The 25,770-nt window shown below is 65.0% G+C and carries 23 protein-coding genes; 12 read left to right on the top strand and 11 right to left on the bottom strand.

The annotated features are described in order from the left end of the window. Positions 1 to 16: 16 nt before the first annotated feature. The 4 genes from ACWA13_RS14855 to ACWA13_RS14840 all read right to left on the bottom strand — a co-directional run bounded on the left by ACWA13_RS14855 (position 17) and on the right by ACWA13_RS14840 (position 7,005). A complete protein-coding gene (locus ACWA13_RS14855) occupies positions 17 to 1,846 on the bottom strand; it encodes an ABC transporter ATP-binding protein (RefSeq protein ID WP_463934941.1) in 1,830 nt (609 codons plus the stop codon). Then, positions 1,843 to 3,654, bottom strand: a complete 1,812-nt coding sequence (locus tag ACWA13_RS14850) for an ABC transporter ATP-binding protein (protein WP_463934940.1) — start codon at positions 3,652 to 3,654, stop codon at positions 1,843 to 1,845. Before ACWA13_RS14850 ends, ACWA13_RS14855 begins: the two co-directional genes overlap by 4 nt. A 109-nt stretch (positions 3,655 to 3,763) precedes the next feature. After that, positions 3,764 to 4,717, bottom strand: coding sequence for a metallophosphoesterase (locus ACWA13_RS14845; protein WP_463934939.1), 954 nt, complete (start codon positions 4,715 to 4,717; stop codon positions 3,764 to 3,766). A 5-nt stretch (positions 4,718 to 4,722) separates the two neighbouring features. Continuing rightward, positions 4,723 to 7,005 (bottom strand): transglycosylase domain-containing protein, encoded by a 2,283-nt coding sequence (locus ACWA13_RS14840; RefSeq protein ID WP_463934938.1) that lies wholly within the window; start codon positions 7,003 to 7,005, stop codon positions 4,723 to 4,725. Between the two features lie 37 nt (positions 7,006 to 7,042). On the opposite strand from ACWA13_RS14840, the gene ACWA13_RS14835 reads away from it, so the two are divergent. From ACWA13_RS14835 to ACWA13_RS14820, 4 genes are all read left to right on the top strand, one after another. Then, on the top strand, positions 7,043 to 7,198 hold the full coding sequence (locus ACWA13_RS14835; RefSeq protein ID WP_009359196.1) for a DUF4177 domain-containing protein: 156 nt from the start codon (positions 7,043 to 7,045) through the stop codon (positions 7,196 to 7,198). A 2-nt stretch (positions 7,199 to 7,200) separates the two neighbouring features. Next, positions 7,201 to 7,734 carry a RidA family protein gene (locus ACWA13_RS14830; RefSeq protein ID WP_463934937.1) on the top strand — a complete coding sequence of 178 codons (534 nt, stop codon included), beginning with the start codon at positions 7,201 to 7,203 and terminating at the stop codon, positions 7,732 to 7,734. 12 nt (positions 7,735 to 7,746) lie between these two features. Continuing rightward, positions 7,747 to 8,658, top strand: coding sequence for an NUDIX hydrolase (locus ACWA13_RS14825; protein ID WP_463934936.1), 912 nt, complete (start codon positions 7,747 to 7,749; stop codon positions 8,656 to 8,658). 109 nt (positions 8,659 to 8,767) lie between these two features. After that, positions 8,768 to 9,265 (top strand): hypothetical protein, encoded by a 498-nt coding sequence (locus tag ACWA13_RS14820; protein ID WP_463934935.1) that lies wholly within the window; start codon positions 8,768 to 8,770, stop codon positions 9,263 to 9,265. Here the strand turns inward: ACWA13_RS14820 and ACWA13_RS14815 are convergent. After that, on the bottom strand, positions 9,211 to 9,489 hold the full coding sequence (locus tag ACWA13_RS14815) for a GIY-YIG nuclease family protein (RefSeq protein WP_463937947.1): 279 nt from the start codon (positions 9,487 to 9,489) through the stop codon (positions 9,211 to 9,213). The genes ACWA13_RS14820 and ACWA13_RS14815 overlap by 55 nt on opposite strands. Before the next feature lie 495 nt (positions 9,490 to 9,984). Beyond that, positions 9,985 to 10,662, bottom strand: a complete 678-nt coding sequence (locus ACWA13_RS14810; RefSeq protein WP_330187139.1) for a Crp/Fnr family transcriptional regulator — start codon at positions 10,660 to 10,662, stop codon at positions 9,985 to 9,987. Positions 10,663 to 10,843: 181 nt separating this feature from the next. On the opposite strand from ACWA13_RS14810, the gene ACWA13_RS14805 reads away from it, so the two are divergent. Then, positions 10,844 to 12,028, top strand: coding sequence for a MarP family serine protease (locus tag ACWA13_RS14805; protein WP_463934934.1), 1,185 nt, complete (start codon positions 10,844 to 10,846; stop codon positions 12,026 to 12,028). A gap of 27 nt (positions 12,029 to 12,055) precedes the next feature. Here ACWA13_RS14805 and aroQ read toward each other — a convergent pair whose 3' ends face one another. The 3 genes from aroQ to acs all read right to left on the bottom strand — a co-directional run bounded on the left by aroQ (position 12,056) and on the right by acs (position 15,465). Beyond that, positions 12,056 to 12,529: a type II 3-dehydroquinate dehydratase gene (gene aroQ, locus ACWA13_RS14800; protein ID WP_463934933.1), complete on the bottom strand. Its 474-nt coding sequence runs from the start codon at positions 12,527 to 12,529 to the stop codon at positions 12,056 to 12,058. Further along, a complete protein-coding gene (locus tag ACWA13_RS14795; RefSeq protein ID WP_463934932.1) occupies positions 12,526 to 13,341 on the bottom strand; it encodes a DeoR/GlpR family DNA-binding transcription regulator in 816 nt (271 codons plus the stop codon). The genes aroQ and ACWA13_RS14795 overlap by 4 nt, the downstream gene beginning before the upstream one ends. A gap of 111 nt (positions 13,342 to 13,452) precedes the next feature. Then, a complete protein-coding gene (acs, locus tag ACWA13_RS14790) occupies positions 13,453 to 15,465 on the bottom strand; it encodes an acetate--CoA ligase (protein ID WP_463937946.1) in 2,013 nt (670 codons plus the stop codon). Positions 15,466 to 15,878: 413 nt separating this feature from the next. Here acs and ACWA13_RS14785 point away from each other — a divergent pair, with 413 nt between their 5' ends. From ACWA13_RS14785 to ACWA13_RS14775, 3 genes are read left to right on the top strand one after another with little or no spacing between them, the layout of a single operon-like run. Then, positions 15,879 to 17,138, top strand: a complete 1,260-nt coding sequence (locus ACWA13_RS14785) for a hypothetical protein (RefSeq protein ID WP_463934931.1) — start codon at positions 15,879 to 15,881, stop codon at positions 17,136 to 17,138. Positions 17,139 to 17,145: 7 nt separating this feature from the next. Then, positions 17,146 to 18,054 carry an endonuclease III gene (gene nth, locus ACWA13_RS14780; protein ID WP_463934930.1) on the top strand — a complete coding sequence of 303 codons (909 nt, stop codon included), beginning with the start codon at positions 17,146 to 17,148 and terminating at the stop codon, positions 18,052 to 18,054. Then, a complete protein-coding gene (locus ACWA13_RS14775; protein WP_463934929.1) occupies positions 18,051 to 18,731 on the top strand; it encodes an NUDIX hydrolase in 681 nt (226 codons plus the stop codon). The genes nth and ACWA13_RS14775 overlap by 4 nt, the downstream gene beginning before the upstream one ends. Before the next feature lie 24 nt (positions 18,732 to 18,755). On the opposite strand, the gene ACWA13_RS14770 is transcribed toward ACWA13_RS14775, so the two are convergent. Together ACWA13_RS14770 and ACWA13_RS14765 are read right to left on the bottom strand one after the other, a co-directional pair. Further along, positions 18,756 to 19,655, bottom strand: coding sequence for a CHAD domain-containing protein (locus ACWA13_RS14770; protein WP_463934928.1), 900 nt, complete (start codon positions 19,653 to 19,655; stop codon positions 18,756 to 18,758). A 58-nt stretch (positions 19,656 to 19,713) separates the two neighbouring features. Then, the gene (locus tag ACWA13_RS14765) at positions 19,714 to 21,468 is read right to left on the bottom strand and encodes a bifunctional 3'-5' exonuclease/DNA polymerase (protein ID WP_463934927.1); all 1,755 of its coding nucleotides are present in this window, start codon (positions 21,466 to 21,468) and stop codon (positions 19,714 to 19,716) included. Between the two features lie 213 nt (positions 21,469 to 21,681). Here ACWA13_RS14765 and ssd point away from each other — a divergent pair, with 213 nt between their 5' ends. The 4 genes from ssd (at position 21,682) to ACWA13_RS14745 (ending at position 25,687) form a co-directional block, all read left to right on the top strand. Continuing rightward, positions 21,682 to 22,914 carry a septum site-determining protein Ssd gene (gene ssd / locus ACWA13_RS14760; protein ID WP_463934926.1) on the top strand — a complete coding sequence of 411 codons (1,233 nt, stop codon included), beginning with the start codon at positions 21,682 to 21,684 and terminating at the stop codon, positions 22,912 to 22,914. A gap of 86 nt (positions 22,915 to 23,000) precedes the next feature. Then, positions 23,001 to 24,164 carry a TadA family conjugal transfer-associated ATPase gene (locus ACWA13_RS14755; RefSeq protein ID WP_463937945.1) on the top strand — a complete coding sequence of 388 codons (1,164 nt, stop codon included), beginning with the start codon at positions 23,001 to 23,003 and terminating at the stop codon, positions 24,162 to 24,164. Continuing rightward, the gene (locus ACWA13_RS14750; protein ID WP_463934925.1) at positions 24,161 to 25,039 is read left to right on the top strand and encodes a type II secretion system F family protein; all 879 of its coding nucleotides are present in this window, start codon (positions 24,161 to 24,163) and stop codon (positions 25,037 to 25,039) included. Before ACWA13_RS14755 ends, ACWA13_RS14750 begins: the two co-directional genes overlap by 4 nt. A 33-nt stretch (positions 25,040 to 25,072) precedes the next feature. After that, a complete protein-coding gene (locus tag ACWA13_RS14745; protein ID WP_463934924.1) occupies positions 25,073 to 25,687 on the top strand; it encodes a type II secretion system F family protein in 615 nt (204 codons plus the stop codon). The last annotated feature ends 83 nt before the right edge of the window (positions 25,688 to 25,770 follow it).

The following is a 25,770-nucleotide window of genomic DNA, read 5'->3' as shown; positions in this document are numbered from 1 at the left end:
AATCCTGCTCCGGGGCTTAGACGAGCGAGTCCTTCCAGGCCCCATGCAGCTGGGCGAACCGTCCGCCGTCGCCGATCAGTTCTGCCGGCGTGCCGTCCTCCACTACCTGGCCGTCGTGCACCACCAGCACACGGTCCGCAGTCTCCACGGTGGAGAGCCGGTGCGCGATGATCAACGCAGTCCTGCCTGCGCCTCCGGAGACGCCGGCAAGCAGCCGGGACAGGCCTGTCTGGACCAGGCGCTCGGAGGGGACGTCCAGCGAGGACGTGGCTTCGTCCAGGATCAGCACCGCCGGGCGGGCAAGGTAGGCACGGGCGAAGCTGATCAGCTGGCGCTGTCCGGAGGACACCCGCCCGCCGCGCTTGTTGACGTCCGTGTTGTAACCTTCGGGCAGCTCGATGATGAAGTCGTGGGCGCCCACGGCCCGGGCGGCTTCCTCGATTTCTTCGCGGGAGGCAGTGGGCCGGCCCAAGGCGATGTTGTCCGCTACCGAGCCGCTGAACAGGAACGCCTCCTGGGTGACCATCACGATGTTGTGCCGGAGGTCCTGTGTGGCCAGTTTCCGCAGATCCACGCCATCAAGTGTGACGGAGCCTGCCGAGACGTCGTAGAACCGGGCGATCAGCTTGGCCAGCGTGGACTTTCCGGCACCGGTCTGTCCCACCAAAGCGACGGTCTGTCCGGCCGGGATGTGAAGGTTCAGCCTGGGTACCACCAGCGGGCCGGTACCGTAGCCGAACTCGACGTCGTTGAAGTCGATGGCGCCCTTGGCCTCTTTGAGCACTACCGGGTTCTTGGGCGGCCGGACGGTGGGGATCTCTTCAAGGAGCCCGGAAACCTTCTCCAGGGCAGCCTGGGCACTTTGGAAGGAGTTGTAGAACATGGCCATCTGGTCCACGGGCTGGAAGAACCGCTTGGTGGACAGGATCAGGGCCAGCAGCACACCTACCTCCAGGCCGCCGGTCAGGACCCGGAACCCGCCCAGGAGCAGGACGACGGCGACGCAAATGTTGCCGATCAGCACCAGCCCTGGCTGGAAGACGCCATTGAGGTTGATGGAGCGGACTGTCACCAGGCGGTAGTCCTCGGCAAGTTGGCCATACTTGCCGGCGTTTTCGCGCTCCTTGCGGAAAGCCTTCACGGCGCGGATGCCGGTCATGGTCTCCACGAAGTGCACAATCAGCCGGGCGGAGACCACGCGGGACTGGCGGAATGCGATCTGTGAGTGCTTTTGGTACCAGCGCGACAGGAAATACATGGGCACGCCGGCTGCCAGGATCAGCAGCCCGCTGCGCCAGTCCAGGGCGAAGATGGTGACGGCAGTGAACACCATAAACAGCAATCCGGAGACCAGCGAGCTTACGCCGGAATCAAGCAGTTCGCGCAGCGCCTCCAGATCGGACGTTTGCCGGGCGATGATGCGTCCCGAGGTGTAGTTCTCGTGGAACTCGAGGCTCAAGCGCTGGGTGTGCTGAAAGACCCGTACGCGCAGGTCCAGGAGCATGGCCTGACTCAGTTTGGCCGTGGACGTGACATACAGGGAGGTCAACACTGCTGCAATGACGGCTGCGCTGAGATACGCGACGCCGGTCAGCACCAGAGGCAGGTTGTCCCCGGCCTGCAGGGCGGGGAGGGCCCGGTCGATGCCAAAGGCAATCAGCACCGGTCCGGCCACCCGGGCGGCCTGGGAAGCCACCACCATCACGATCGTGAGCCAGAACCTGACCCGGAGGGGATGGATCAGGGATCCCAGCAAGGCGAGGGACCGGCGTCGTACTGCCTTGCTGTCGCTCTTGCTGAGGTGGGCGTTGTCCTCGTTGGCGGTGCCGAACGTTGCGGTGCTCATCGAATGGATTCCTCTGCCTCGTCGTCGAGGTCTGATAGTTCTGAATCGAGGTCACGTGGTTCTGTTTCCAGGCTGGCGATCACGTACCGGTAGTGAGGGTTGGAAGCCAAAAGCTGCGAATGCGTGCCGACGGCAGTGATCCGGCCTTCCTCGAGCAACGCCACCCGGTCTGCGAGTGCCACGGTGGAGGGGCGGTGCGCGACGATCAGGGTGGTGGTTCCGGTGAGCACCTCGCGCAGTCGGGCCTCCACCAGTTCTTCGGTGTTGACGTCCAGGGCGGAGAGCGGATCGTCCAGCACCAGGACGCGGGGCTTCGCGGCGATGGCGCGGGCCAATGCGATGCGCTGCCGCTGCCCGCCGGACAGGCTCAGGCCTTCCTCGCCGATCAGCGTGTCCACACCGTCCGGCAGGGCGTATGCAAAGTGCGCCTGCGCCACGTCCAGCGCCTCGTCGAGCGCCTTTTCGCTGGGCTCCGGAGCACCCAGCAGCACATTGTCCCGGACTGAATTGGAGAAAAGTGTGGTGTCTTCGAAGGCGACGGCGACGACGCGGCGCAGCTCGCCGACGTCGAACTCCCGGAGGTCCACGCCGTCGATGGTGATGGAACCCTCCGTGACCTCGTAGAGGCGGGGAACTAGCTGGATCAGTGCGCTCTTGCCGCTGCCCGTGATGCCTACCAGGGCCATCGTTTCGCCGGGCCGGACCTCAAGGTTGATGTCCTTCAGGATGGGCTTGTCCGGCGCATCCTCGAACGCGAAAGTGGCGTTGTTGAAGGCGAGCGCACCCCGCACCTCTGCCGGACGGACGGGATTCTCCGGGCTGGTGATGGTGTTGGCCGAATCCATGACCTCAAAATGGCGGTCGACGGCGGTCTTGGCGGTGAGTGCCATGGCCAGGAGGGTGCCACAGAACTCCACGGGAGTGGCGATCACAGCAGCCGTGGCGAAGAAGGCAACCAGCGCCCCGATGCTGAGGCTGCCATCGGCCACCAGCATCACCCCCGCTACCAGTCCCGTACCGAGAGCCAGTTCGGGCAGCAGCGTGACGATCAGGGTGAAGGTGGCCTGCTGCTTCGCCTTCACGATCTCGGTCTGCCGCAATTCCTCGGCTTGTTCGTTGAAGTTTTCCAGGGCTTCGCGGCTCCTGCCGAAAGCCTTCAGGACTCGGATGCCGTGCACGGATTCCTCGACAGTTGTTGCGAGGTCTCCGGCCTGGTCCTGGCTGAGCCGGGTCACTTTGCTGAACCGGGTGCGGAACTGGAAGGCCTTGATCATGATCGGGACGGCGGCTGCGAGGAAGATCAATGCCAGCTGCCAGCTCATGGTAAACATCACCGCGATGCCGAGGATGACGGTAATACTGGTAACCACCAGCATGATCGCGCCAAAAGCCATCCAGCGGCGGAGGAAGTTGAGGTCTGTCATGGCGCGGGACAGCAGTTGCCCGGAGCCCCAGCGGTCGTGGAAGGACACCGTCAGGTCCTGCAGGTGGTGGTACAGGGACACCCTCATCCGGGTCTCCACTGTGGTGGCGGGATTGATCACGAAATAACGCCGCAGGGCCACGAGGCCTGCTTCTGCCACGCCCAGCACCAGCACGATGCCGGCCGCGATCCACACAGCTGTGGTGGCACCACCCGCGTGGAGGGTTTCGTTGATCAGGACCCGCAGCACCTGCGGGATAGCTAATGCCACAACGCTCGCCAACAATGCGCAGACCAGTCCCATGACCAGTCTGGGCATTATGGGCCTCATGTGTGGATATAGACGGCTGATTGATGTGAAAAATGAACCTTGCGTCTTCGCCATGCCGCTTCTCAAGCCTCTATCGAGTAGTTTCCCCTAGCAACTACCCTATGCCATGGACTGATACGATTCAGAGCCTTTTGTGAAGTGGGTCTCAAGAGGTCCGTGGCAACTACGCCTCTGCGGGGGAGGTGAGCGTCAGCAGCACCGCTTCCGGCCTGCACGCGATCCGGACCGGAGCGAAGCGTGAGGTGCCGATGCCGCCTGAGACGTTGACCGGCGTCGTACTTCCGTTGCTTTCCCAGTCGTTGAGGCCCTTGGCCCGCCAGGTGGGGAGGTCGCAGTTGGCCACGAGCGCGCCGTAGCCGGGGATGCAAAGCTGGCCACCGTGCGTGTGGCCCGCCAGCAGCAGGTCAGCGCCCTCTTCGGTGAAGTGGTCCAGGACCCGTTGATAGGGCGCATGGATGACAGCGACGCGCAGGTGCGGCTTGTTGTTCTGGCCACGGGTTCCGCGCGGCCATCCGGCGTACCGCTCCCGGTTCAGGTGGGGGTCGTCCACACCGGAGAAATCGAAGCGCATGCCGTTCAGGGGAATGGACTGGTTGCGGTTGGTCAGGTCTACCCAGCCGGCCATCCCGAACCCGGAGCGCAGTCGCGGCCAGTCAAGCTTCTTCGGCTCCAAGGGAACCTTGGACGGGCCCCGCAGGTAGGAGGCCGGATTCTTCAGTGACGGCGCGAAATAGTCGTTGGAACCCGGAACAAACACACCCGGGAACCGCAGCAGCGGGGCCAGCGCCTCCAGCAGCGGGTCAATGGCGGAGGGATGGCTCAGATTATCCCCGGTATTGACTACCAGGTCCGGTTCAAGCTCTGCCAGGGACTTCAGCCACTCGGCCTTGACCCGCTGGCCCGGGACAAAATGGATGTCGCTCAGGTGCAGGACCCGGAGCGGCCGTTGGCCGGGCGGCAGGATCGGCAGTGACTCCTCGCGGAGCACAAACTGGTTCTTCTCCCAGAGGCCGTAACCAAAGGCAGCAAGCCCGACGGCGGCACCCACCCCGGCGGTTCCCGCCAGTCCGCGGCCGAGGGAGCGGGTCCTGGCCGGGAACGAGATTCCGTCAGCCATACGTGTTAGTCGTCCCCGCCGTTGCCGTTGCCGTTATTGTCGGGCTCTTCAGCCGGAGCGGGCGGTGCGGCCGGCGCCGGGGCATTCGTTACGGGTGCCCGGGGTGCAGGCGCCGATGACCGGGCGGGAGCACCGGAGACCAAGTTGCTGGGCGGCGCTGTGAAGGCTGCCGTTCCATAGCCCGGTGCAACGTCGCGCATAAACGTGGTGAACATGGGGCCGGCAATCATGTAACCGTCAATGAACTCGTAGAAGTTGCCGTTGATGGTCAGGTCTCGCCCCATGCGGCTCTGGTTCCCCAAAGGATCGCCGAACCAGGCAGCCGTGGCCAGTCCCGTGGTGTAGCCGACCACCCAGGTGGAACCGTTCGTGTCATTCGTCCCGGTCTTGGCCGCGATCGGGAAGGCGGTCCGGGTGGAAAGCCGGGGCTGGATCAGCGCGCCAGAGCCAGAGTTCATAACCTCCTGCATTGCGTAGGCAACGCCGCGGGCTACCTCTGGTTTGACGGCGTCGACACAATTGCTGGACTGCGCCGGCAGCTGCGCCCCTGTGGGATCCGTGACGGAGGTAATAGCAATCGGCTCACAGTAGCGGCCGTCATTGGCGAACGCGGCAAACGCGGCGGCCATGGTCAGGGGAGCCGTCTGCGTGGAGCCAATCAGGTTGGCAAGGCGCGTCATAGGCACCTGCGGGTTGGGGTCATCGCCGATGGGGTTACCGCCATGGATGCCGACTGCGTCAACAATCTTCTGGATTCCACACAGGTCCACCTGGGCAGCGGAAGCGAAGGTAGCCGTGTTGATGGAGTTCTTGAATCCGTCAAGGACATCCAACGACCGGTACCACTGGGGCTCGGCGTTTTGGAGGTCCTCGCTTCCCGCAGCCTTTGAATAGAAGCCATCCACCGGGGTGGGGCAGGTGTTCCGCCACGGGAAGCCCGGGGGGTAGACGCGCTGAGCGGCGTTGACTCTGGTACTCAGCGACTTGCCCTCATTCAGCCACTGGGCGAGAGTGAATGGCTTCATGGTAGAGCCGGGCTGGAAACCGCCCAGGCCGTTGAGGTCGTTGCCGTCCTTGTCCAGTTTGTCCACATTGAAGTTCTGGGTCTGGTCAAACTTCCCGTCCGCCGGCAGGGGCACGGTGTTCTGGGCCATGGTGACGATCTTGCCCGTGTTCGGCTGCACCGAAACCATGGAGGCACCCCACTTGTCCGGGTTGGCGCCGGCAGCGGAATCCGCCTGGACCTGGGCAACGTTCTGGGCCACCGGATCAAGCGTGGTGGTGATGGTGAGGCCGCCACGGCGAATGGCATTGCCGCGTTCCTCGGGTGTGGCCCCGTAGGCCGGGTTGTTCAGCAGCAGGTTGACGACGTAGTCACAGAAGTAGGGAGCCATGGAGGCGTAGGAACAACCCTGCCGGGTGGGCGTGACGTTCGTTTCCACCGGAGTGGCGGCGGCGGCGTCGTGCTCTTCCTGGGTGATTTTTCCCTGGTTCAACATGAGACCCAGCACCAGGTCGCGGCGCTGCTGGGAGGCCTCCGGGTTGGCGATGGGATCAAAGGCTGACGGGCTGTTCACCAGGCCTGCCAGCAATGCAGCCTGAGCCAGCGTCAGGTCCTTGGCGCTGGTGCTGAAGAACAGCTTGGACGCAGCCTCGATGCCATAGGCGTTGACGTTGAAGAAAACAATGTTCAGGTAACCCTCAAGAATCTGCTCCTTGGTGAATTCTTTTTCCAGCGCAATGGCCAGCTTCATCTCGCGGAGTTTGTCGCCAACACCCTTGTTGACACCGTTCAGGAGGATGTCCTCGTCGTTACCTTCTGCCTCAAGCTTCGAGTTGAGGACGTTGTTGACATACTGCTGGGTAATAGTGGAGGCACCCTGCCGGTTGCCCTGGGCGGTGGCAACCACGGCCCGGAGAATACCGGTGGTGTCCACGCCGCCGTGTTCGTAGAACCGGCTGTCCTCAACCGCGATCACGGCTTCCTGCATATAAGGGGAAATCTGGTCCAGACCAACCCGAATCCGGTTCTGGTCGAACAGCGTGGCGATCACGCTTCCGTCCGCAGCCAGGACCTTGGTGGACTGGCTGGGCGGCTCCACCTGGAGCTCTGCAGGAAGGGCATCAAAAAACTCGATGGAACTGCTGGCGGCTGTGCCGCTCACAGCAGCAGCGGGAACCAGAAGCCCCGCCACGAGGACACCACAAATGGCACTAACACCCAGGAAGCCGAGTAACTTGCCCAAGGTGGTAGCTGTGTCGAAAAGTGGGTTGTTGCGAGTCGCCATGTTTTCCACTTTACCGGCAAGGGCTAGGCTTTAGCTCATGACCAAATGGGAGTACGCGACAATTCCGCTCATCATTCACGCCACCAAGCAGATTCTGGACCAGTGGGGCGAGGACGGCTGGGAGCTTGTCCAGGTGGTCCCCGGGCCTGACGGCAACGGACTTGTGGCCTACCTTAAGCGGGAGAAGCAGTAGCCATGACTACCTCTTCCGAGGCCACTTCCGGCGTACCCGCAGCCCCGGTATCCGCCGTTGAACAGCGCCTTGCCGGTCTTGGGCTGGAACTTCCGGAGGTTGCCGCCCCGGTAGCCGCCTACGTGCCAGCGATCATCTCCGGGAACCACGTTTATACCTCCGGCCAACTGCCTTTTATTAACGGCAAACTCCAAGGAACCGGCAAAGTATCCTCCGGTAGCGAGGGTGCCTCGGATGAGGCCACCATCACACCGGAAGATGCCAAGCGGTATGCCGCCATCTGTGCCGTCAACGCATTGGCCGCAATCAAGAGCGTTATTGGCGATCTGGACCGCATCACCCGGATCGTCAAGGTTGTTGGCTTCGTTGCCTCGGACGCCTCCTTCACCGGCCAGCCCGGCGTGATCAACGGTGCCTCAGAGCTCCTTGGCCAGGTCTTCGGCGAAGCCGGGCAGCACGCCCGTTCCGCCGTCGGTGTTGCCGTCCTGCCCCTCGACTCCCCGGTGGAAGTCGAACTGATTGCCGAATTCAGCTAGGACCGGTTTCCTTTGCCTCAGCTAGCCAGAAGATTGTTTGTTCTGCCCGCAGAGCTTGTTGGCTCGGCGCAGAGCTGGCTGGAGCACGGTGAAAGGACAGCCCGGGCGGCGCGTTTTGCCTCCTCCGTAGTCCTGCTCCGCGACTCGCCCAACGGCCTGGAAACCTGGCTGGCCTACCGGCCGGGATCCTCGCCGCTGGGCGTTCTGGCGTTCCCGGGTGGTTCGCTGGAACCGTCCGACGACGACTCCGTAGGCTGGCTGGGTCCGTCGCCGCAGCAGTGGGCCGAGCTGATGGGAACCACCGACGTCGGGCTGGCGCGCCGCCACGTGGTGGGCGCCATCCGTGAACTCTTCGAGGAAACCGGCGTGCTGCTCGCGGGAACGGACCTCTCCACCACCGTGGAATCGACCTTCACTCCAGACTGGATGCGTGCCCGGAGGGCCGTGGCCGAGCAGGAAAAGTCCTTCACCGATGTCCTTGCCAAGCGCGGACTCTCTGTCCGCAGTGACTTGCTGAGGCCACTGGTGAACTGGCTGAGTCCTGACTTCGCGCACCGCCGGTTCAACACCCGCTACTTCGCCGCCACAGTGCCCATGAACCAGCAACCCACCCTGCTTGAGGGGAAGGGGGTATGGGGCCGATGGGTCAGCCCGGCCGCAACCATGGCCACCCGCGACACCTCCGCTCTGGGCGACGAAGTCGGCCAGCCCAACACCGTCGGCCACACGCTGGGCGAACTCCTGGTACCGGGCTCCGAGATCATGCTCGAGAAGATGGCGAACGCCAACGGCTGCATCGCCTACCTCAGCTACAAGCGCAAAGCCCATGTCTATCAGCCGCGCCTGGTCGAAGAAGACGGCAAGCTGCTGCTCGAGGTAGAGGCCGCTAAGACGGTCGCGGGAGAGCCGCAGCGGGAGCGCTAAGCAGGCGTTCCGGCGGTCGAGCTTGTTTCTGGTGGTCGAGCTTGTAGAGACCTAGAACGCCTGTTGGTCGAGCTTGTCGAGACCTGGGACACCAACCTGTTGGTCGAGCTTGTCGAGACCTGGGACACCCAACCTGGTGGTCGAGCTTGTCGAGACCTGGACACCCAACCTGGTGGTCGAGCTTGTCGAGACCTGGACACCCAACCTGGTGGTCGAGCTTGTCGAGACCTGGACACCCAACCTGGTGGTCGAGCTTGTCGAGACCTGGACACCCAACCTGGTGGTCGAGCTTGTCGAGACCTGGACACCCAACCTGGTGGTCGAGCTTGTCGAGACCTGGACACCCAACCTGGTGGTCGAGCTTGTCGAGACCTGGACACCCAACCTGGTGGTCGAGCTTGTCGAGACCTGGACACCCAACCTGGTGGTCGAGCTTGTCGAGACCTGGACACCCAACCTGGTGGTCGAGCTTGTCGAGACCTGGACACCCAACCTGGTGGTCGAGCTTGTCGAGACCTGGACACCCAACCTGGTGGTCGAGCTTGTCGAGACCTATCGCCGTCCCTGGGAACTGCGGCTTACCGAAAGCCCCGGCAAGTCGGCGTAGCGCCCAGCTATGAGTGCTTCCCGTTTGGCCCGGTTCCACCCTTGGACCTGTTTCTCCCGCGCGAAGGCCTCATCAACTCGCACGTACTCTTCAAACCAGACAAGTTCCAGAGGCCGACGACGGCGCGTATACGCAGCCCCTTCACCTGTCTGATGCTGGGCTAGCCGTATCTCCAAGTTTTGCGTGCTGCCCACATAGTAGGAGCCATCCGAGCAGCGGAGCATGTAGGCAAATGGCATGCGTCAATTCTGCTCGGTATCCTGGGTTCAGGAAGGTGCTGGGTTGCCTATGTGGATAAAGGGTCTCGACAAGCTCGACCATCGGGTCTCGACGGGCTCGACCATCGGGGTGTCGACGGGCTCGACCGCCGGGGTGTCGACGGGCTCGACCGCCGGGGTGTCGACGGGCTCGACCGCCGGGGTGTCGACGGGCTCGACCGCCGGGGTGTCGACGGGCTCGACCATCGGGTGTCGACGGGCTCGACCGCCGGGGTGTCGACGGGCTCGACCATCGGGTGTCGACGGGCTCGACCATCGGGGTCTCGACGGGCTCGACCAGCGGGGTCTCGACGGGCTCGACCAGCGGGGTCTCGACGGGCTCGACCAGCGGGGTCTCGAGGGGCTCGACCGCCGGGGTCTCGACGGGCTTGGCCAGCGGGCACAAGTAAGGCCGACACCATTGCGTGGTGCCGGCCTTACTTTTTTGCGTTTCTTTGAGAATTACCGGGAGCGCTGGCGCAGGCGCTGCATGTCCAGGATGACGACGGCACGGGCCTCAAGGCGCAGCCAGCCGCGCTGGACGAACTCGGCGAGGGCCTTGTTCACAGTTTCGCGGGAGGCACCCACCAGCTGGGCAAGTTCTTCCTGGGTGAGCTCGTGGGCCACCAGCACGCCGTCCGTTGCCGGGCGGCCGAAACGGTCTGCGAGGTCCAGCAACGCCTTGGCCACACGGCCCGGAACATCGGAGAACACGAGGTCTGACAGTGAATCGTTGGTGCGACGGAGCCGGCGGGCCAGTGCCTGGAGCAGCTGGGCGGACACTTCCGGGCGGGTGCGCAGCAGGGTGTTGAGGCTGTCATTGCGGAGGCCGGCGAGCCGGGTTTCCGAGACTGCCGTTGCTGTTGCCGTGCGGGGGCTCGGATCGAACAGCGCCATCTCGCCGAACAGTTCACCCGGGCCGAGGATGGCCAGCAGGGACTCGCGGCCGTCAGGGGAAGTGCGGCCCAGCTTCACCTTGCCGGAAACGATGAAGTACAGCTGGTCCCCCTGGTCGCCCTCACGGAATACCGACGCACCGCGCGAAAGGTCCACCTCTGTCAGCTCATCTGTCAGCAGACGGAACGCTTCGTCGTCCAGCGTGGCGAAAAGGGGCGCTCGGCGCAGTACCTCGATGTCCATGAAATCTCCTGAATTGATAAGTCGGCTGTGACGCTTTTGCCATTGTTTCAGAATTTTCAAGTGTCTGTGACGTACTTGGCACGCGAAACGCTCGCCGAAGGCCCGTCAGGGACCTGGTTTGGGGCTGATTGTCAGAGATGAACATTAGAATTGGGGCTTGACCCCTTTGTGAGGAGCCTTTGTGTTTGGCCTGACCCTTCTGGACCTGGCGTTGATCCTGGCCCTGATTTCGTACCTGTTTTATGGCCTGCGCAACGGATTCCTCGTTACTGTTGGGGGCATCGCCGGATTCGCGGCAGGTGCCATCGCCGCCTTCCTGGCCATCCCCCTCGTCAGCAGCCTCGTCTCCGACCCCGACTGGCGCCTGACCGCCGTCGTAGCTGCCGCCGTCGTACTGGTAGTGATGGGCCACGGCATTGGGACCATGATCGGACGGAAAATTCGCGGCGTGGTGCGGATCCAGCCCCTGCGTGCAATCGACAGACTGGTAGGCGGTCTGGTGAACGTGGTGGTCTCTGCGCTGGTGATGTCCATGCTGGCGTTCAGCGTCAGCACCCTGGGCGTGCCCTTCCTGTCCCAGCAACTGGCTGAATCCAAGGTGATCCGCTTCATCGACGGAGCCACTCCCACACCCGTCAAAGCCACCGTGGCACAGCTGAGGTCCGTGGTGATCGGGGACGGGATCCCCACTCTGATCGAAGGATTCGGGCAGGGCCAGCCCGCCGTGATTCCAGATGCCAGCACGGACACGCCGGCACTGAAGGAAGCAGCGCGCTCGGTGCTCAAAATCACGGGTACGGCCTTCCAATGCGGCCAGAACCAGACCGGCACCGGGTTTGTGGTGGCGGAAGGGAAAGTGGTCACTAACGCGCATGTCGTGGCGGGCGTGTCGCAGCCGGTGGTAGAGATCCCGGGCGTGGGCGCGCTGCCCGGTTCAGTGGTGCACTTCGACACCGTGAACGATCTTGCCGTGCTTTCCGTGGGGGGATTGCCGGCGGATCCTCTGACTCTCGGCGGAAACCTCCCCCCGGGCTCAACAGCGGCGTTCTCCGGCTACCCGCATGGCGGCCCGTTCCAGGCTCAGCCGGCAAGTGTCCAGGACATTGTGACCGTGCTGGTGCCGGACATTTACGGCAACAACGCGGCGCCGCAGGAGGTTTACCGGATCGCCGGCAACGTCCAGCCCGGAAACTCCGGTGGCCCGCTTTTGACCATGGACGGGACTGTGGCGGGCGTTGTCTTCGCCAAGACCACCTCTGACGAGGAGCTGGGCTTCGCCATCACCATGGCGGACCTTGCGCCGCTGGTGGAGCAGGCACCGGCCTTGAACGCCCCGGTGGCGCCAGGGCCCTGTATCCAGAAGTAGGCAGCGCCGCCGTAAGCAGCAGACGGGTTAGCGCTGCGTGGCCAGAAAGTCGATGGCCAGCCGGTAACCCTGCACGCCCGCGCCCACGATCACCGCTGTGCACACGGGGGAGAGGTAGGAGTGGTGCCGGAATTCCTCGCGCTGGTGCACGTTGGTGATGTGGACCTCGACGGCGGGAAGCTCCACGGCGGCCAGCGCGTCACGCAGTGCCACCGAGGTGTGCGTGTAGGCGCCGGCGTTGATGACGATTCCGAGGGCGGTGCCCCGCGCCGCGTGGATGGCGTCGATCAGGTCGCCTTCGTGGTTGGACTGGACGCAATCCACGGTGAGGCCATGCGCGGAAGCGGCCTCAATGGCAAGCTGCTCGACGTCCGCCAGCGTGGACGTGCCGTACTTTTCCGGTTCGCGGGTGCCGAGCAGGTTCAGGTTGGGGCCGTTGATCACAAGAATGGAGCTGGAGGCGGCAGTGCCGGCGTCGGAGGAGGAAGGCGCGTCAGTCATGATGTCCAATCTAGTCCGGGAGCGGCCAGCCGGGCGATCCTCAACTTGCCAACCCGCTCGCCCAGGATGCGCTGGGCCTCGGGGCTGAGTCCGTCGTCGCTGATGACCTCGTCGGCGTCTTCAAGGTCGGCAATGCTGCTCATGCCAAGCGTGCCCCACTTGCTGTGGTCAGCCAGCACCACTACCTTGCGTGCGGTGGCCACGAATGCCCTGTTGGTTTCAGCCTCGAGGATGTTGGGGGTGGTGAAGCCGGCTGCCTCGTCCATGCCGTGCACGCCCAGGAACAGAACATCCAGGTGCAGCTGCCGCAGCGCTGCGGTGGCGATGGGCCCAACCAGGGCGTCCGACGGCGTGCGCTCTCCTCCGGTCAGGATCACGGTGGAGGAGAAACGGGCCGCCCCCGCCGAGGAGCCGTGGTGGAAGAGATCCGCGATCCGGATGGAGTTGGTGACCACGGTAATCCGCGGGCCGTGGACCAGCTGTTCTGCCAGTGCCCAGGTGGTGGTGCCGGCGCTCAGGCCAACGGCCATGCCTTCCTGCACCAGCGCGGCGGCTTCCCCCGCCATGGCCCGCTTCTCTGCCATCAGCTGGGTGGACTTCAGTTCGAAGCCCGGTTCGTGGGTGCTGGCGCCACCGGGCAGCTTGGCCCCGCCGTGAATGCGCTCAAGCTGCCCGGATTCTTCCAGGAGTTCAATATCCCTGCGGATGGTCATCAGCGAGACACCCAGCTGCTGCGCGAGGTCGGACACGCGGACCACCCGTTCCCGTTGGACGGCGTCCACAATGACCTGGTGTCGTGCGGCAGGGAGCATCGGGCGGTTCCTTCGGTCGATCAGCAGGACTGCCCCCAGCATACGGCGACGGCGCCGCCCATACCCGGGAAGCGCCGCCGTCGTTATTTTTTGTTGCTGTCGCCCTTTATGTCACTTCCGCAGGGAAGTGGCGATCTGCTGCATGACGGTATTGTCCGAGAGGGTGGTGGCGTCGCCGACTTCGCGGCCCTCGGCCACGTCCTTGAGGAGGCGCCGCATGATTTTGCCGGAGCGGGTCTTGGGCAGCTCGGGGACCACCAGGATGGTTTTGGGCTTGGCAATCGGGCCGATTTCCTTGCCCACGTGATTGCGGAGTTCCTGGACAATTTCATCTCCGGAGTCAACGGCGTCCCCGCGGAGGATGACGAACGCCACCACTGCCTGTCCGGTGGTTTCGTCTGCAGCACCAACGACGGCGGCTTCCGCCACGGCGGGGTGGCTCACCAGCGCTGATTCAATCTCCGTCGTGGAAAGCCGGTGCCCGGAAATGTTCATGACGTCGTCCACGCGGCCCAGGAGCCAGATGTCACCTTCTTCGTCCTTTTTAGCACCGTCGCCTGCGAAGTACATGGCCTCGAAACGGGACCAGTACGTGTCCTTGAAGCGTTCCGGATCGCCCCAGATGCCGCGGAGCATGGACGGCCAGGGCTCCCGGATCACCAGGAAGCCGCCATGGCCGTTCGGCACCGATTCGCCCATCTCGTCCACAACATCCACGGCGATGCCGGGAAGCGGAACCTGCGCGGAGCCAGGCTTGGTGGCCGTGACTCCGGGCAGCGGGGCGATCATCTGGGCACCTGTTTCGGTTTGCCACCAGGTGTCCACGATGGGCGTCCTGTCTGCGCCGATGACCTTCCGGTACCACATCCAGGCTTCAGGGTTGATGGATTCGCCCACCGAGCCCAGCAGACGCAGCGAGGACAGATCGTACTTGTCCGGGATCTCGCGTCCCCACTTCATGAACGTCCGGATGGCCGTAGGCGCCGTGTAGAGGATGGAAACCTTGTACTTCTCCACGATTTCCCACCAGCGGCCCTGGTGCGGCGAATCCGGGGTGCCCTCGTACATCACCTGGGTGGCGCCGTTGATGAGCGGCGCGTAGGTGACGTAGGTGTGGCCGGTGACCCATCCGACGTCGGCTGTGCACCAGTACACGTCCGTTTCCGGGTGCAGATCGAACACTGCTTTGTGCGTGTAGGCAGCCTGGGTGAGGTAACCGCCTGTGGTGTGCAGGATGCCCTTGGGCTTTCCCGTGGTCCCGGAGGTGTAGAGAATGAAGAGCGGGTGCTCGGAGTCATGCCCGACGGCGGTGTGTTCCGTTGACGCCGTGCCTACGGTTTCGTCCCACCAGAGGTCGCGGTCCGTGTGCCAGTCCACGTCCTGGCCGTTGCGCTTGACCACGATGACGTTCTGTACGCTGTGGCCGTCCCGGGCGAGGGCATCATCCACGGCAGGCTTCAAGGCGCTCGGCTTGCCGCGGCGGTACGTGCCGTCAGCGGTGACCACCAGCTTGGCTTCGGCGTCCTCAATCCTGGAGCGGAGGGCATCGGCGGAGAAACCGCCGAACACCACTGAGTGGATCGCACCGATCCGGGCGCAGGCCAGCAACGTGATGACGGCCTCTGGGATCATGGGCAGGTAGACGGCGACGCGGTCTCCCTTGGCAACGCCGAGGGATTCGAAGGCGTTGGCGGCCTTCTTGACCTCTTCGGTGAGCTGCGCGTAGGTGTACTGGCGGGTGTCGCCGGGCTCGCCTTCGAAGTAGATGGCGACCCGGTCGCCCAGGCCGTTTTCCACTTGGCGGTCCAGCGCGTTGTACGCGGCGTTAATTTCGCCGCCCACAAACCACTTGGCGAACGGCGGGTTGGACCAGTCAAGCGTCTCGGTGAAGTCCTTGTTCCAGGTGAGCAGCTCACGGGCCTTCTTGGCCCAGAAAGCCGGGCGGTCCGCTTCGGACTCCGCGTAGTCGGCCTCGGTGACGACTGCGGAGGCCTTGAATTCGGGGGAGGGCTCGAACCTGCGGTGTTCATGGAGCAGGTTCTCGAAAGCGTCGCCCTGCTGGTCGGCCTGCACGGAAGATCCGGCGTCGACGGCGGCACCGGGCTGGGTGATGTCCTGGGACATAGTGAACCTCATCATTCGTCGTTCTTTGCCACCCGGAATGCTGTGTGTCCTGGCCGCGGTTAGGCACATGCCACCGGCACTTCGCTGGGCTGCGGCTCCGGACACGGCACCCCGTAAGGAGCTGTTCCGTTGACAGACTATCGCCTCCGCCACATGGCGCTGTGCTGCTGATCACAGGGGGAGCCGTGAGTGGCGTTTATTATGCGTTGAATGGCACCCCGGGCGGCTGCAGAAACAGGTGTCACTGCCGTTGCCGAACGCTGCCGTTCCGCCATTGGCGGGGGTTGCCCGGCTAGTGATCGTCAGGGGCGTTGACTAGGCTGAGTTGTAATCGTGATTATGTGGCACGGAGCTTGAGCGAGCCGGTGACCACCGAAACGCCTGGACTGTGGCGCCACGTTAAGGAGAACCGAATGAACAACCCAAGCCCCGCCCACACTGATGCGCCCCGGGACGGCGCACCAACGCCGGGCGCTGGTACAAGCGCGGCCGCTTCGGGGGCGACTGGTGTGACACCGACTGCCGCGGCCACGCCCGGTGCGTCAGCGCCGGTTGGATCCGGCGCCCGGTCCCAGGCAGTGCTGGGCCCCTTCACCCCTCGTGACCTCGCGGTTTTTGCCGCCGGACTCCTGCTCTTCGTGGCCTCCCTGCTTCCGTTGTTCGCCGGAACCTACAATCTCTGGAACCTGGGCAGCCTGTTCTCCCTGGCACTGGGCATCCTGCTGCCGCTTATAGTTGTGGCACTCTTTGTAGCCCGCCGGCTGACCCCGCAGACAAGCCTGCGCATCGGCTCGTTGTCGATTGACCAGTTCGCTTCCGTCACTGCGTCGTACACCCTGGGCTTCTTCTTCCTGGCCGCTGCGGCCTCCTTTGAGCCAACGATGCTTCTTGGCCTGCTCGGTGCCATCCTGTTGTTCGCCGCCACTGTTCTGGGCCGGTTCATCCCCTTCTTCAGCCGCGATTTCCTGAACCGGGCAGAGACGCCCGCCCACGTTGTTGCCCGCGATTCCGCAGTTCCGGCACGGAAGCCCCGTGAGGTTAAGGTGCCCAACCCGGGTGCCCGGGAACATGGTAATGCTGCGGCTTCTCCTTCCGGCCCTGCTGCAACCCTCAGGGCTGTTGCCGCAAAGACTGCGTCCGCCGTAGCCTCTGTGACCGGACGGTCTGAGGCAGGAAACTCTGACGCCGGGAAGTCCCAGGGTGGAACTCACGACGCCGGTACCGCGGATCGACCCGCCGCCTCGCCATCTCCTGCACCCGCCGCAGCGGCGGCACCCACGGCCGCGTCCGCCGTCGTGCCTCCCAGGGCTGAAGTCGGACAGGACACCCGGGCGACAGGCGCCGTCCAGCACACTGAAGCTGCCTCCGACCGCCGGTCCGCCACGCCGGCCACCACGGTAAATCCGCAAGTCCGTCGGCAGGAACCGATCGGTGCCACCGTAGATCCCGCGAGCCGCCCCGAACCGGATGAGCAGCCCACCTACGAGGCCTTCTGGTTCGCCGTCGCACAGCCGCGCACGGCTGTTGATCCGCGCACCGGTGCCCCGGCCTTTGTGATTGAGCCAGGTGGCTGGGTGCTGGCCCTTGAAGACCGCGGGAACGAATTCCTGGTTCAGCACACAGACGGACGGGTCGGGATCCTGCGCGATCTCAGCAACATCGAGCGGGGTTAATAGCACCATGAGCACGCCCGCGGAGCGGATACGCCGGACGGCGAAGGAGCCTGCACTCAGCGATCCGGCACTTGATGGTCCTGCACCTGACGGGACGGTGCTGACCCAACCCGCAGCGAAAGCTGTGCCTGGCGAGTCGCTGCTGGCACTCAAACGGCGGGCACGGCGGATCAACCGGGAATTGGCCCTGGCCTACCCCTACGCGCATGCCGAGCTGGACTTCCGCAACCCGTATGAACTGCTGGTGGCTACTGTCCTTTCCGCGCAGACCACCGATGTCCTCATCAACAAGATCACTCCGTTGCTGTTCGCCCGGTACCCGGACGCGCGGCACCTGGCAGATGCGGACCCTGGCGACCTGGAAGAAATCCTCAAGCCCACCGGCTTTTTCCGTGCCAAGTCACGAAACCTGCTGGCGTTGGCGAACCGGCTGGTGGACGAGTATGACGGAGAGGTCCCCGGCCGACTCGAGGACCTGGTGACGCTTCCCGGAGTGGGTCGCAAAACGGCGAACGTTGTGCTGGGCAACGCTTTTGGAATTCCCGGTATCACCGTGGATACGCACTTCGGCCGGTTGGCCCGCCGGTTCGGCTGGACCGCTTCCGACGACCCGATTCGCATCGAGGCCGAGGTCGCCGCGCTGTTTGAACCCAAGGACTGGACCCAGTTGTCGCACCGGGTGGTTTTCCACGGGCGCCGGGTCTGCCACGCACGTCGGCCCGCCTGCGGGGCCTGCCCCGTAGCCAACTGGTGCCCCAGCTATGGGTTGGGGGAAACCGAGCCGGACAAGGCGGCCAAGCTGCGCAAATACGAGCTGGCGCCGGGCAACGAAGCGCTCCTTGCCCAGCTGCTGGCCGAGACGCACCGGGCAGCCGAAATCCGGATGGCATCGCAGCGGCAGAGCACTGCTGGATGAACGTTCGGGACGATCTGCTGAAGCTGGTGGCCACCCACGAATCGGGCGAAGGGGCGGGCAGCCATCCGCATCTGGATCCGGACGCCGTGGACCCGGCCGTGGCACGCCGGGCGGCAGTGCTCATCCTCTTTGGTGCCCTGGACGACGTGCCCGCCCAGTCGGACAAACCCTACGCTCCGGCGGACCTGGACGTCCTGTTGCTGGAACGCGCCCACAGCCTGAATTCACATCCGGGGCAGGTTTCCTTCCCCGGCGGCAGTCTCGAGCCCGATGGCGAAGGGGTAGTGGAGGCAGCCCTCCGCGAAGCCGAAGAAGAAACAGGCCTGGACCCTGCCGGCGTCGAGATCCTGGGCGTGCTGCCCGAGCTGGGCCTGATCCGAAGCAACTTCCTGGTGCGGCCGGTTCTCGCCTGGTGGGCATCGCCATCACCGGTGCGGGTAGTGGACTACGGCGAGTCGGCGCAGGTTTTCCGCGTTCCGGTCCGGGACTTGCTGGACCCGGCCAACCGCGTCACGGCCACTATTACCGCTTTCGGGAAGACCCACAAAAGCCCTGGGTTCCTGGTACACGACGTGGTGGTGTGGGGGTTTACGGGCCTGATCCTCAACGAACTGTTCGACCAGCTGTGCTGGACCGTAGCGTGGGACCGGGACCGGGAGTATCCGATTTCGTTGTGAGGATGCTCATTAGTGTGGGCGAATTCATTTGGTGAGGGCGCCGTCCGGCTGCGGAACAGGGTTTTGGCCGGCCGCCCGGTAGAACTCCACCTCGGCGTTGAGGGCCCGCGATGACTCCATTTCCTCGAGGGCCGCGGCATCGCCGGAATCCAGCGCGTGGCGGCCAGCGGCTGTGTTGAGCCGTGACCGGGCCACAACTGCGTCGTGCTGGTCTCCCAGAAGGCGTTGCTGGATGATGGCAGGTTCCAGGATGGTGCTCGCCGAGTCAGGAAATGCTTCCGCCACCGCTTCCACCGCATAACGTAGCGCCTTCAGGGCCTTCCGTGTTTCATGGAGGGACGTGAAGTGGACCTCTTCCGGGGCCTCCGCCATGGTGGCCTCCAGCTGTTCCTGGACCGCGGCCCACTTGGACTGGAGCGCCGCACGAGCCTTCTTCCTGCCCATGGTCTTGCCGGGCTGAGCCTCCAGCGCCTGCAACAAGTTCCGGATTGAGCGTCGGCAATCGACCAGGTCAGGACCTGTTGTGGCCAACAGTTTCGCCTGGGCCGCCGAGTGGGCACCGAGGGCGCCAATCAAACCCCGGATGGCGGCTGGGCGCCGCCAGTTGCCGGCATCCATGGCCAGTTCCAGCCGGCGGGCCATCACATAGGCGTCGCGCGATTCGCCCAGCCTGCGTGCCAGCTCCCTGAGCATTTTTCGGTCGTGTTTGGGCAGGGGCGGCAGAAAGTCCTGGTAGACACTGACCGCTGAGCGGAAGCGGCGCAGGGCCAACCGCGCGCCGTGGACGGCCTCCGGGTCTGCTGCGGCAACCAGACCCAGGTGCCCGTCGAGTTCCGACAGCTGCAGTTGGGCGTAGGCAAGCATTGCGGCTCCGGGCTTGATCTTCTTTTTCTTGCCTTTTGTTGCTGCCTGCGCGTCGTTCATTCCGACAGTTTCCTCCCGGGCGAGGCCTCCGGCAAGCGGCACGGCCCGGTTTGATTGCCTACTTGGCAGCGTCGTACGAGTCCACAACGGCCACGCTGACAGGGAACTCCACTGGAACCTTCCCGAACAGCAGCTCCTTGGCGGAGTTGGCGGCGTCCTCAATCGCCGCAATGCAGGAGGGGACAGCAGCGACCGGGGCGTGCACCATCACCTCGTCGTGCAGGAAGAAAACGAGTTCGCCGGTCACCGAACCGCCGGCACCCAGGGCACGCAGCCGCCGTCGTAATTCTGCCAGCCAGCACGATGCCCAGTCCGCCGCCGATCCCTGCACCACAAAATTCCGGGTGAACCTTCCCCGCGACCTCGCGATGGATTCTGCGCGGCGCTGCTCCTCGGCCGACGTCGAACGCTGGCTCTGGTACCACGCCTCCGATGGCGGCGGGGTGCTCCGGCCCAGCCTGGTGCTGACGGTCCGCCCGGCCTCACCGTCCCGGGCCGCCCGTTCCACATATTCGACGGCGCGTGGATACGTCCGTGCCAGCTGCGGCATCAGGCGGCCGGATTCACCCGTGGTAGCGCCGTAGATCGCGCCGAGCAGAGCGACCTTGGCTTTGGCGCGGTCGCCGCCGAAGCCCTGTGCCGCGATGCCCGCATACAGGTCCTTGTCCCGGGCCGCCTCCGCCATTTTGGTGTCCTGCGCGAGGGCAACCAGGACGCGCGGCTCCAGCTGGGCGGCGTCGGCAACGATCAGTTTGTGCCCCGGTTCAGCCTGCACTGCGCCCCGGATCTGGCGCGGAATCTGCAGGGCTCCACCGCCGCGGGATGCCCAGCGGCCGGACACCACACCGCCCACCACATATTCGGGCCGGAAACGGCCGTCCGCCACCCAGGCGTCCAACCACGCCCAGCCGTTGGCCGTATGCAGCCGGGACAGTTTCTTGTACTCAAGCAGCGGCTCGATGGCCGGATGGTCCGATCCCTTCAGCTCCCACTGCCGAGTGGACTTCACTTCGATGCCATTGCGGTGCAGAGCCCGGATCAGGTCCTGGGGCGAATCCGGGTTGAGCCGGGGCGAGTCCAGCAACCGCCGCAGCTCGTTGCCCAGCGCCTCCAGCTTGGCGGGCCGCTGGCCGTTGGCAGGCCGCGGTCCCAGGAAATCCTCGAGGATGCTGCCATGTACTTCCTCGCGCCACGGCACACCGGCATGCTGCATCTCCGCTGCGATCATGGCGGAGGCCGACTCCGCGGCGAGCAGGAGCTGGAGCCTGTGCCGTTGGTTCCCCTCCAGAGGGACCTCTGAGACGGCCCGCTGCTGGGCAGCGAACTCACCGCGCAGGTCCTTCAGTCCGAGATTCTGGCCGGAGCCGGCGGAACCTCCTGCACCTCCTGCACCGCTCGCAGCGTGCCGGGGCTCGTCGAACAGTGCACCCTGGTCGGCGGGCGGCGGAGGCGGACGAAGAACCCGGGGCGGCTCTACAAGGCCGTCGTCCGCTGGAAGCCGTTCGCTGGATTGTGCGTAGTCGGTATGGATGGTGAATTCGGAGAACGCCAGGATGTTGCCGCACAGCGTGAGGTCGTGGCAGCGTTCCAGATCCACACCGGCAGCCAGGAACCGCGGATACCAATCCAGGGTGCGGTGCCACACCCAGCGCGGCCTGGTGCTGCTGCCGGCGGTTTCCAGGCCGCGGACGACTGCGGGAAGTTCGGCCGTGCGGATCACACGCGGTTCGGGGCGGTCCGGGTGGGGATCGCCGGTGGCCGTAAGTGCCTGCAGGGCCGCCCCGTCTGGGTGGGAGGCGAGGAGCAGGTACATAGCTCAATTCTGCCCGCTCCCGGCGTGCAGTTCGTACAAGCCGCTTCGATATGTGGACAGTCTGGTTCCGCTGCGCCCTTTGGAGGCCCGCTGTTTCGCCACTGTTCCCCAACAGACCTTCTGTCTGCGGCTTAGGGAAGGCGGAGCATTTCGTTTTCCACATAGCACTTGCACGCCCTTCCTCCGCCAGTCGGCGGCAGGCACAGTGGCTGCATGAACAGGCATCAACGGCCGCCGGAAGCCCCGGAGCCACCCCCGGTCCAGGCACCCTACCAGCCGACTGTCCATCCGAATCCAAGGCAAGCAGCTGCTGGGGCAGGTGGTGCTGCCGGCGGAATCGTTGGCGGCAGTGGCTCGGTGGACCAATGGGAGCAGCCGTGGCTGCCGGGGCAGTCCGGCGAAATTCTGCTCGTGACGGCATTCGATTTCCTCCGCAACGAGGTGGCGCGGATCGTCGCAGCAGCCGGAGGCCAGCTGCGCTGCATGGACGACGCGATCCAGGCGGCTCCCTATTGGGATGCGGCAGAAGCCGTGCTGGTGGGGAGCGATATCAGGGAACTCCCGCCCCGCCGTCGGGCTCCTGCAGTCCTGGTGGGAACCAGCGGCGAAGGTGACAGCCTGTGGCATCTGGCTGCAGCGCTCGGAGCCGAGCGTGTTGCAGTGCTCCCGGATGCGGCGGGCTGGCTGGCAGAGTACCTTGCGCGCTCCCGGTCGCCGGAAGCAGGGGGTGTGCTCATCGGGGTAACAGGAGGTTGCGGCGGGGCAGGCGCCAGCACCGCGGCCATCTGGTTATCCCAAGCCGCGGCAGGACTGGGCGCCAGTACTCTTTTGGTCGACGGCGATCCCTGGGGCGGTGGGCTTGAACTGGCCCTGGCCGCGGAGGAGTCTGCAGGGCTGCGCTGGCCGGACCTGGCTGAGGCCAGCGGAAGCATAGATCCGGAGCAGTTAAGGCATTCTCTGCCAGTGGCCGGAGGTTTTTCCTTTCTCTCCTGGCCAGGCAGCCGTGAGCGGTCCGCGGCAATACCCGGCGCCACCCTGGCCGGAGTCCTGGACGCGGCTCGGCGCGGCTTTGAGGTGGTGGTGGTTGATATTGGCCGTGCTGCCGAGCCGTTCCAGCAGTTCGCCTGGGACTGCGACCGAATCCTCATCGTCGTTCCGCCCCACTTGAAGGCAGCAGTCGCCGCGGCCAGGCTGGTGCAGGAACTCCCGCCTGTGGAGACCGGAATGCTGGTGCGGGGAAAAGCGAAGGCAACACTGGATGCCGCGCTGATCTCAGAAGCCGTGCGGCTACCCATTCACGGCTACATCCCGGAAATTCGGGGTACCGCTGCCGCGACCGAATCCGGAGGCCTGCTTGATCTGGGGAAGCGGCGGTCCGTACGACGCTTTGCTACAGGTGTCCTGGACGCCGTAGACGATGTCCTGCTGCCGGCAGACATGTCATGAACGGCGTACCAACTGGCCGTCGGCGGCGCCAGCCAGATCCCGGTGAATTGCGGCACAACGATGCAGGCCGTGCTGGCGCGGTCAGTATGGACGCAGGGTTGCTGGAAACAGTCCGCGAGTCAGTAATGGCCGACGCCGGGCCCGTCACGCCGTCGCGGGTGGCAGCAGCAGTCCAGGCGACGGGGCGCCTCCTTGGAACTGCAGGATCGCTGGCGGTGGCCGAACGGCTCAGTGCCGAGTTGAACGGACTCGGGCCGCTTCAACAGCTGACCCGGGATGCCAGGGTTACTGACATATTCGTTAATGCGCCCGATTCGGTCTGGGTGGACAGGGGTGCCGGCCTGGAACGGGCAGCTGCCGCGTTCGCCGGGGAGGAGCACGTCCGCGCGCTCGCAGCCAGACTCGTAGCGGCCGGCGGGCGCCGGTTGGACGACGGCTCTCCCTGCGTAGATGTTCGCCTCGAGGCCGGATACCGCGTCCACGCGGTCCTGCCGCCCATTTCCACCGTCGGCACGCTGCTCAGCATCAGAATCCGGCGGGAGCAGGTGTTTTCACTTGAAGAGCTGCGGCGGAACGGGCTCTTCGGGGACGTCGTCCAGGACATCCTGCAGCGCATCATCCGGGGCAGGCTGAGTTTCCTGATCAGCGGCGCCACCGGCTCCGGCAAGACCACCCTCCTATCCACCCTGCTCGGATTATGTCCGCCCGGGGAGCGGCTGGTCCTCATTGAAGACGCCGCTGAACTCAACCCGGTCCATCCACATGTTGTGGCATTGGAGACCCGGCACGGAAACCTGGAAGGCGGCGGTAGCGTTGACCTGGCGGAGCTGGTCAGGCAGGCCCTACGGATGCGCCCCGACCGGTTGCTGGTGGGTGAATGCCGCGGTGCCGAGGTCCGTGAACTACTCACGGCCATGAACACCGGCCATACCGGCGGGGGCGGGACCATCCATGCGAACACCGCTATGGCTGTCCCTGCCCGGCTCATGGCGTTGGGGGCTTTGGCAGGACTGGACCAGCAGGCGGTGCGGCTCCAGGCAGCGAACGCCCTGGATGTCGTGATCCACGTTGAGCGCACTGCAAACGGGCGGCGCCTCAGCTGCATAGGCGCCGTCATGGATCGTGACGGCGAACTTGCTGTGGTGCCCGCGCTGGAGGTCGTTGACGGAAAGGCCCGTCCGGGGGAGGCGTGGACCATACTTGCAACGCGTCTCGGGCTGGACACCGATGTCCTTGGGCCCCCTTCATGACGGTGTTGGTTCCGGCATTGCTGACCGGACTGCTGGTGTTATCCGCCGCTCTCATGCTGGCGCCGCGGCAGGGTGGGACCCGGCGGGTGCGAAGGGTGCTGGGGTGGCGGTCAAATACTCCTACTGCTGTAACTGCTGCTGCCAACGGGAAGCAGAGCCGCCCAGGCATGCCCAGCATTTTCGCAATTGCGGCATCGCGGCTCCCGGGCGGGCAGGCCCGTCTCAGGGGATCCCAGGACGCGATGACACTGGTGGTGCAGCAGATGGCTGCACTCCTCAAAGGCGGCCGCAATCCGGCCCGTCTTTGGGAGGAACTGATGCTGGTCCATGGTGGGCTTTCCACTGGCCAGTCCGTCCGAACGGTGACTCATACCCGCCGGCCCCAGCGCGCTGAGGCCGGCAATACGTTGGGCGGAGCGTCATTGGACGTGCTTGCGGCGGCGCGGGGTGCCGCCAGGCTTGGCGCTCCGGTGTCGGCAGCCATCAGGGCTGCTGCCCTGCGGGCTTCCTTCCCGCCTGGTAATCGTGAACAGCGGGTGTGGTTCGACGTCGCCGCCTGCATGGATGTTGCGGACGCCAGTGGCTGTCCGCTCGCCGATGTCCTCAGCAGGCTGGCGGCCCAGCTCGAGGTGGAGGACGACGCCGAAGCAGCCCGGCAAACGGCGCTCGCCGGACCCAAAAGCACCGTTACCCTCCTCAGCTGGCTGCCTCTGACAGGACTGGGTCTCGGAGCCGCGCTGGGCGTTGACCCGGTGGCCATCCTGCTCAACACACCCATCGGGATCGCCGCGCTGCTGGCCGGTGCTTTCCTGACCGTCGCCGGCCGTGTGTGGTCCGCCAGATTGGTCCGTTCAGCAGCGGCAGGCCTCGGATGAGACCGGTGCAACGCCCGGTCCGGGAACGGTGCCATGGCTGAGCTGATGAATCCGTTGTTTATTGCGTTGATCCTTGCCGTCGCCGCGTGGCTGTCATTTCCCGCACAGTCCGCCCTGGTACGAAGACTGCGTGGGTTGTCAGCACCGGAAACAGGGATCCCCGAGGATGGCATCAGCCGTTCCGGGAACCCAAGGTCCTCTGGAAGACAGCCCGGATTGCGCGATCCCGCCATGGTGCTGGAGTTGGTGGCGGCAATGCTCGAGGCCGGGTCGGGCCTGGGCCGGGCGCTTGAACTCGTGGCAGTGGCCTCTGTCGACGAGATTCGAAGACCGCTCCGGCCCGTTGTGGCGGCGCTGGCTATTGGTGCGGACTGGGACACCGCCTGGCGGACCAGCAGCAAACTCCATCCGGACATTGTGCTGCTGCGTGATGCCCTTGGCTTCGCCGCGTACACCGGCGCGCCCTCTGCCTCCATCCTGTACGCGCAAGCCGCGCGCATCCGCCGTGACAGGTTCCGGCAGGCCGAAAAGCGTGCTGCCTCCCTGGGCGTGAAGCTGGTTATTCCGCTTGGTCTTTGCTCGCTACCGGCCTTTATCTGTCTCGGTGTGGTGCCCGTTCTGCTCGCGTTGGTGCCGTCCGGAAGCTGAAATAACGACCGGACCTATCCTCCACAGGGGCTGATTCGGCCGGGTTATCCACTTGGCCGGACCGGGGCTTTCGGAGAACTGTA

It is taken from the genome of Pseudarthrobacter sp. TRD_SC_9 (assembly GCF_055361265.1).
This window is presented reverse-complemented; position numbering and strand designations above follow the sequence as displayed.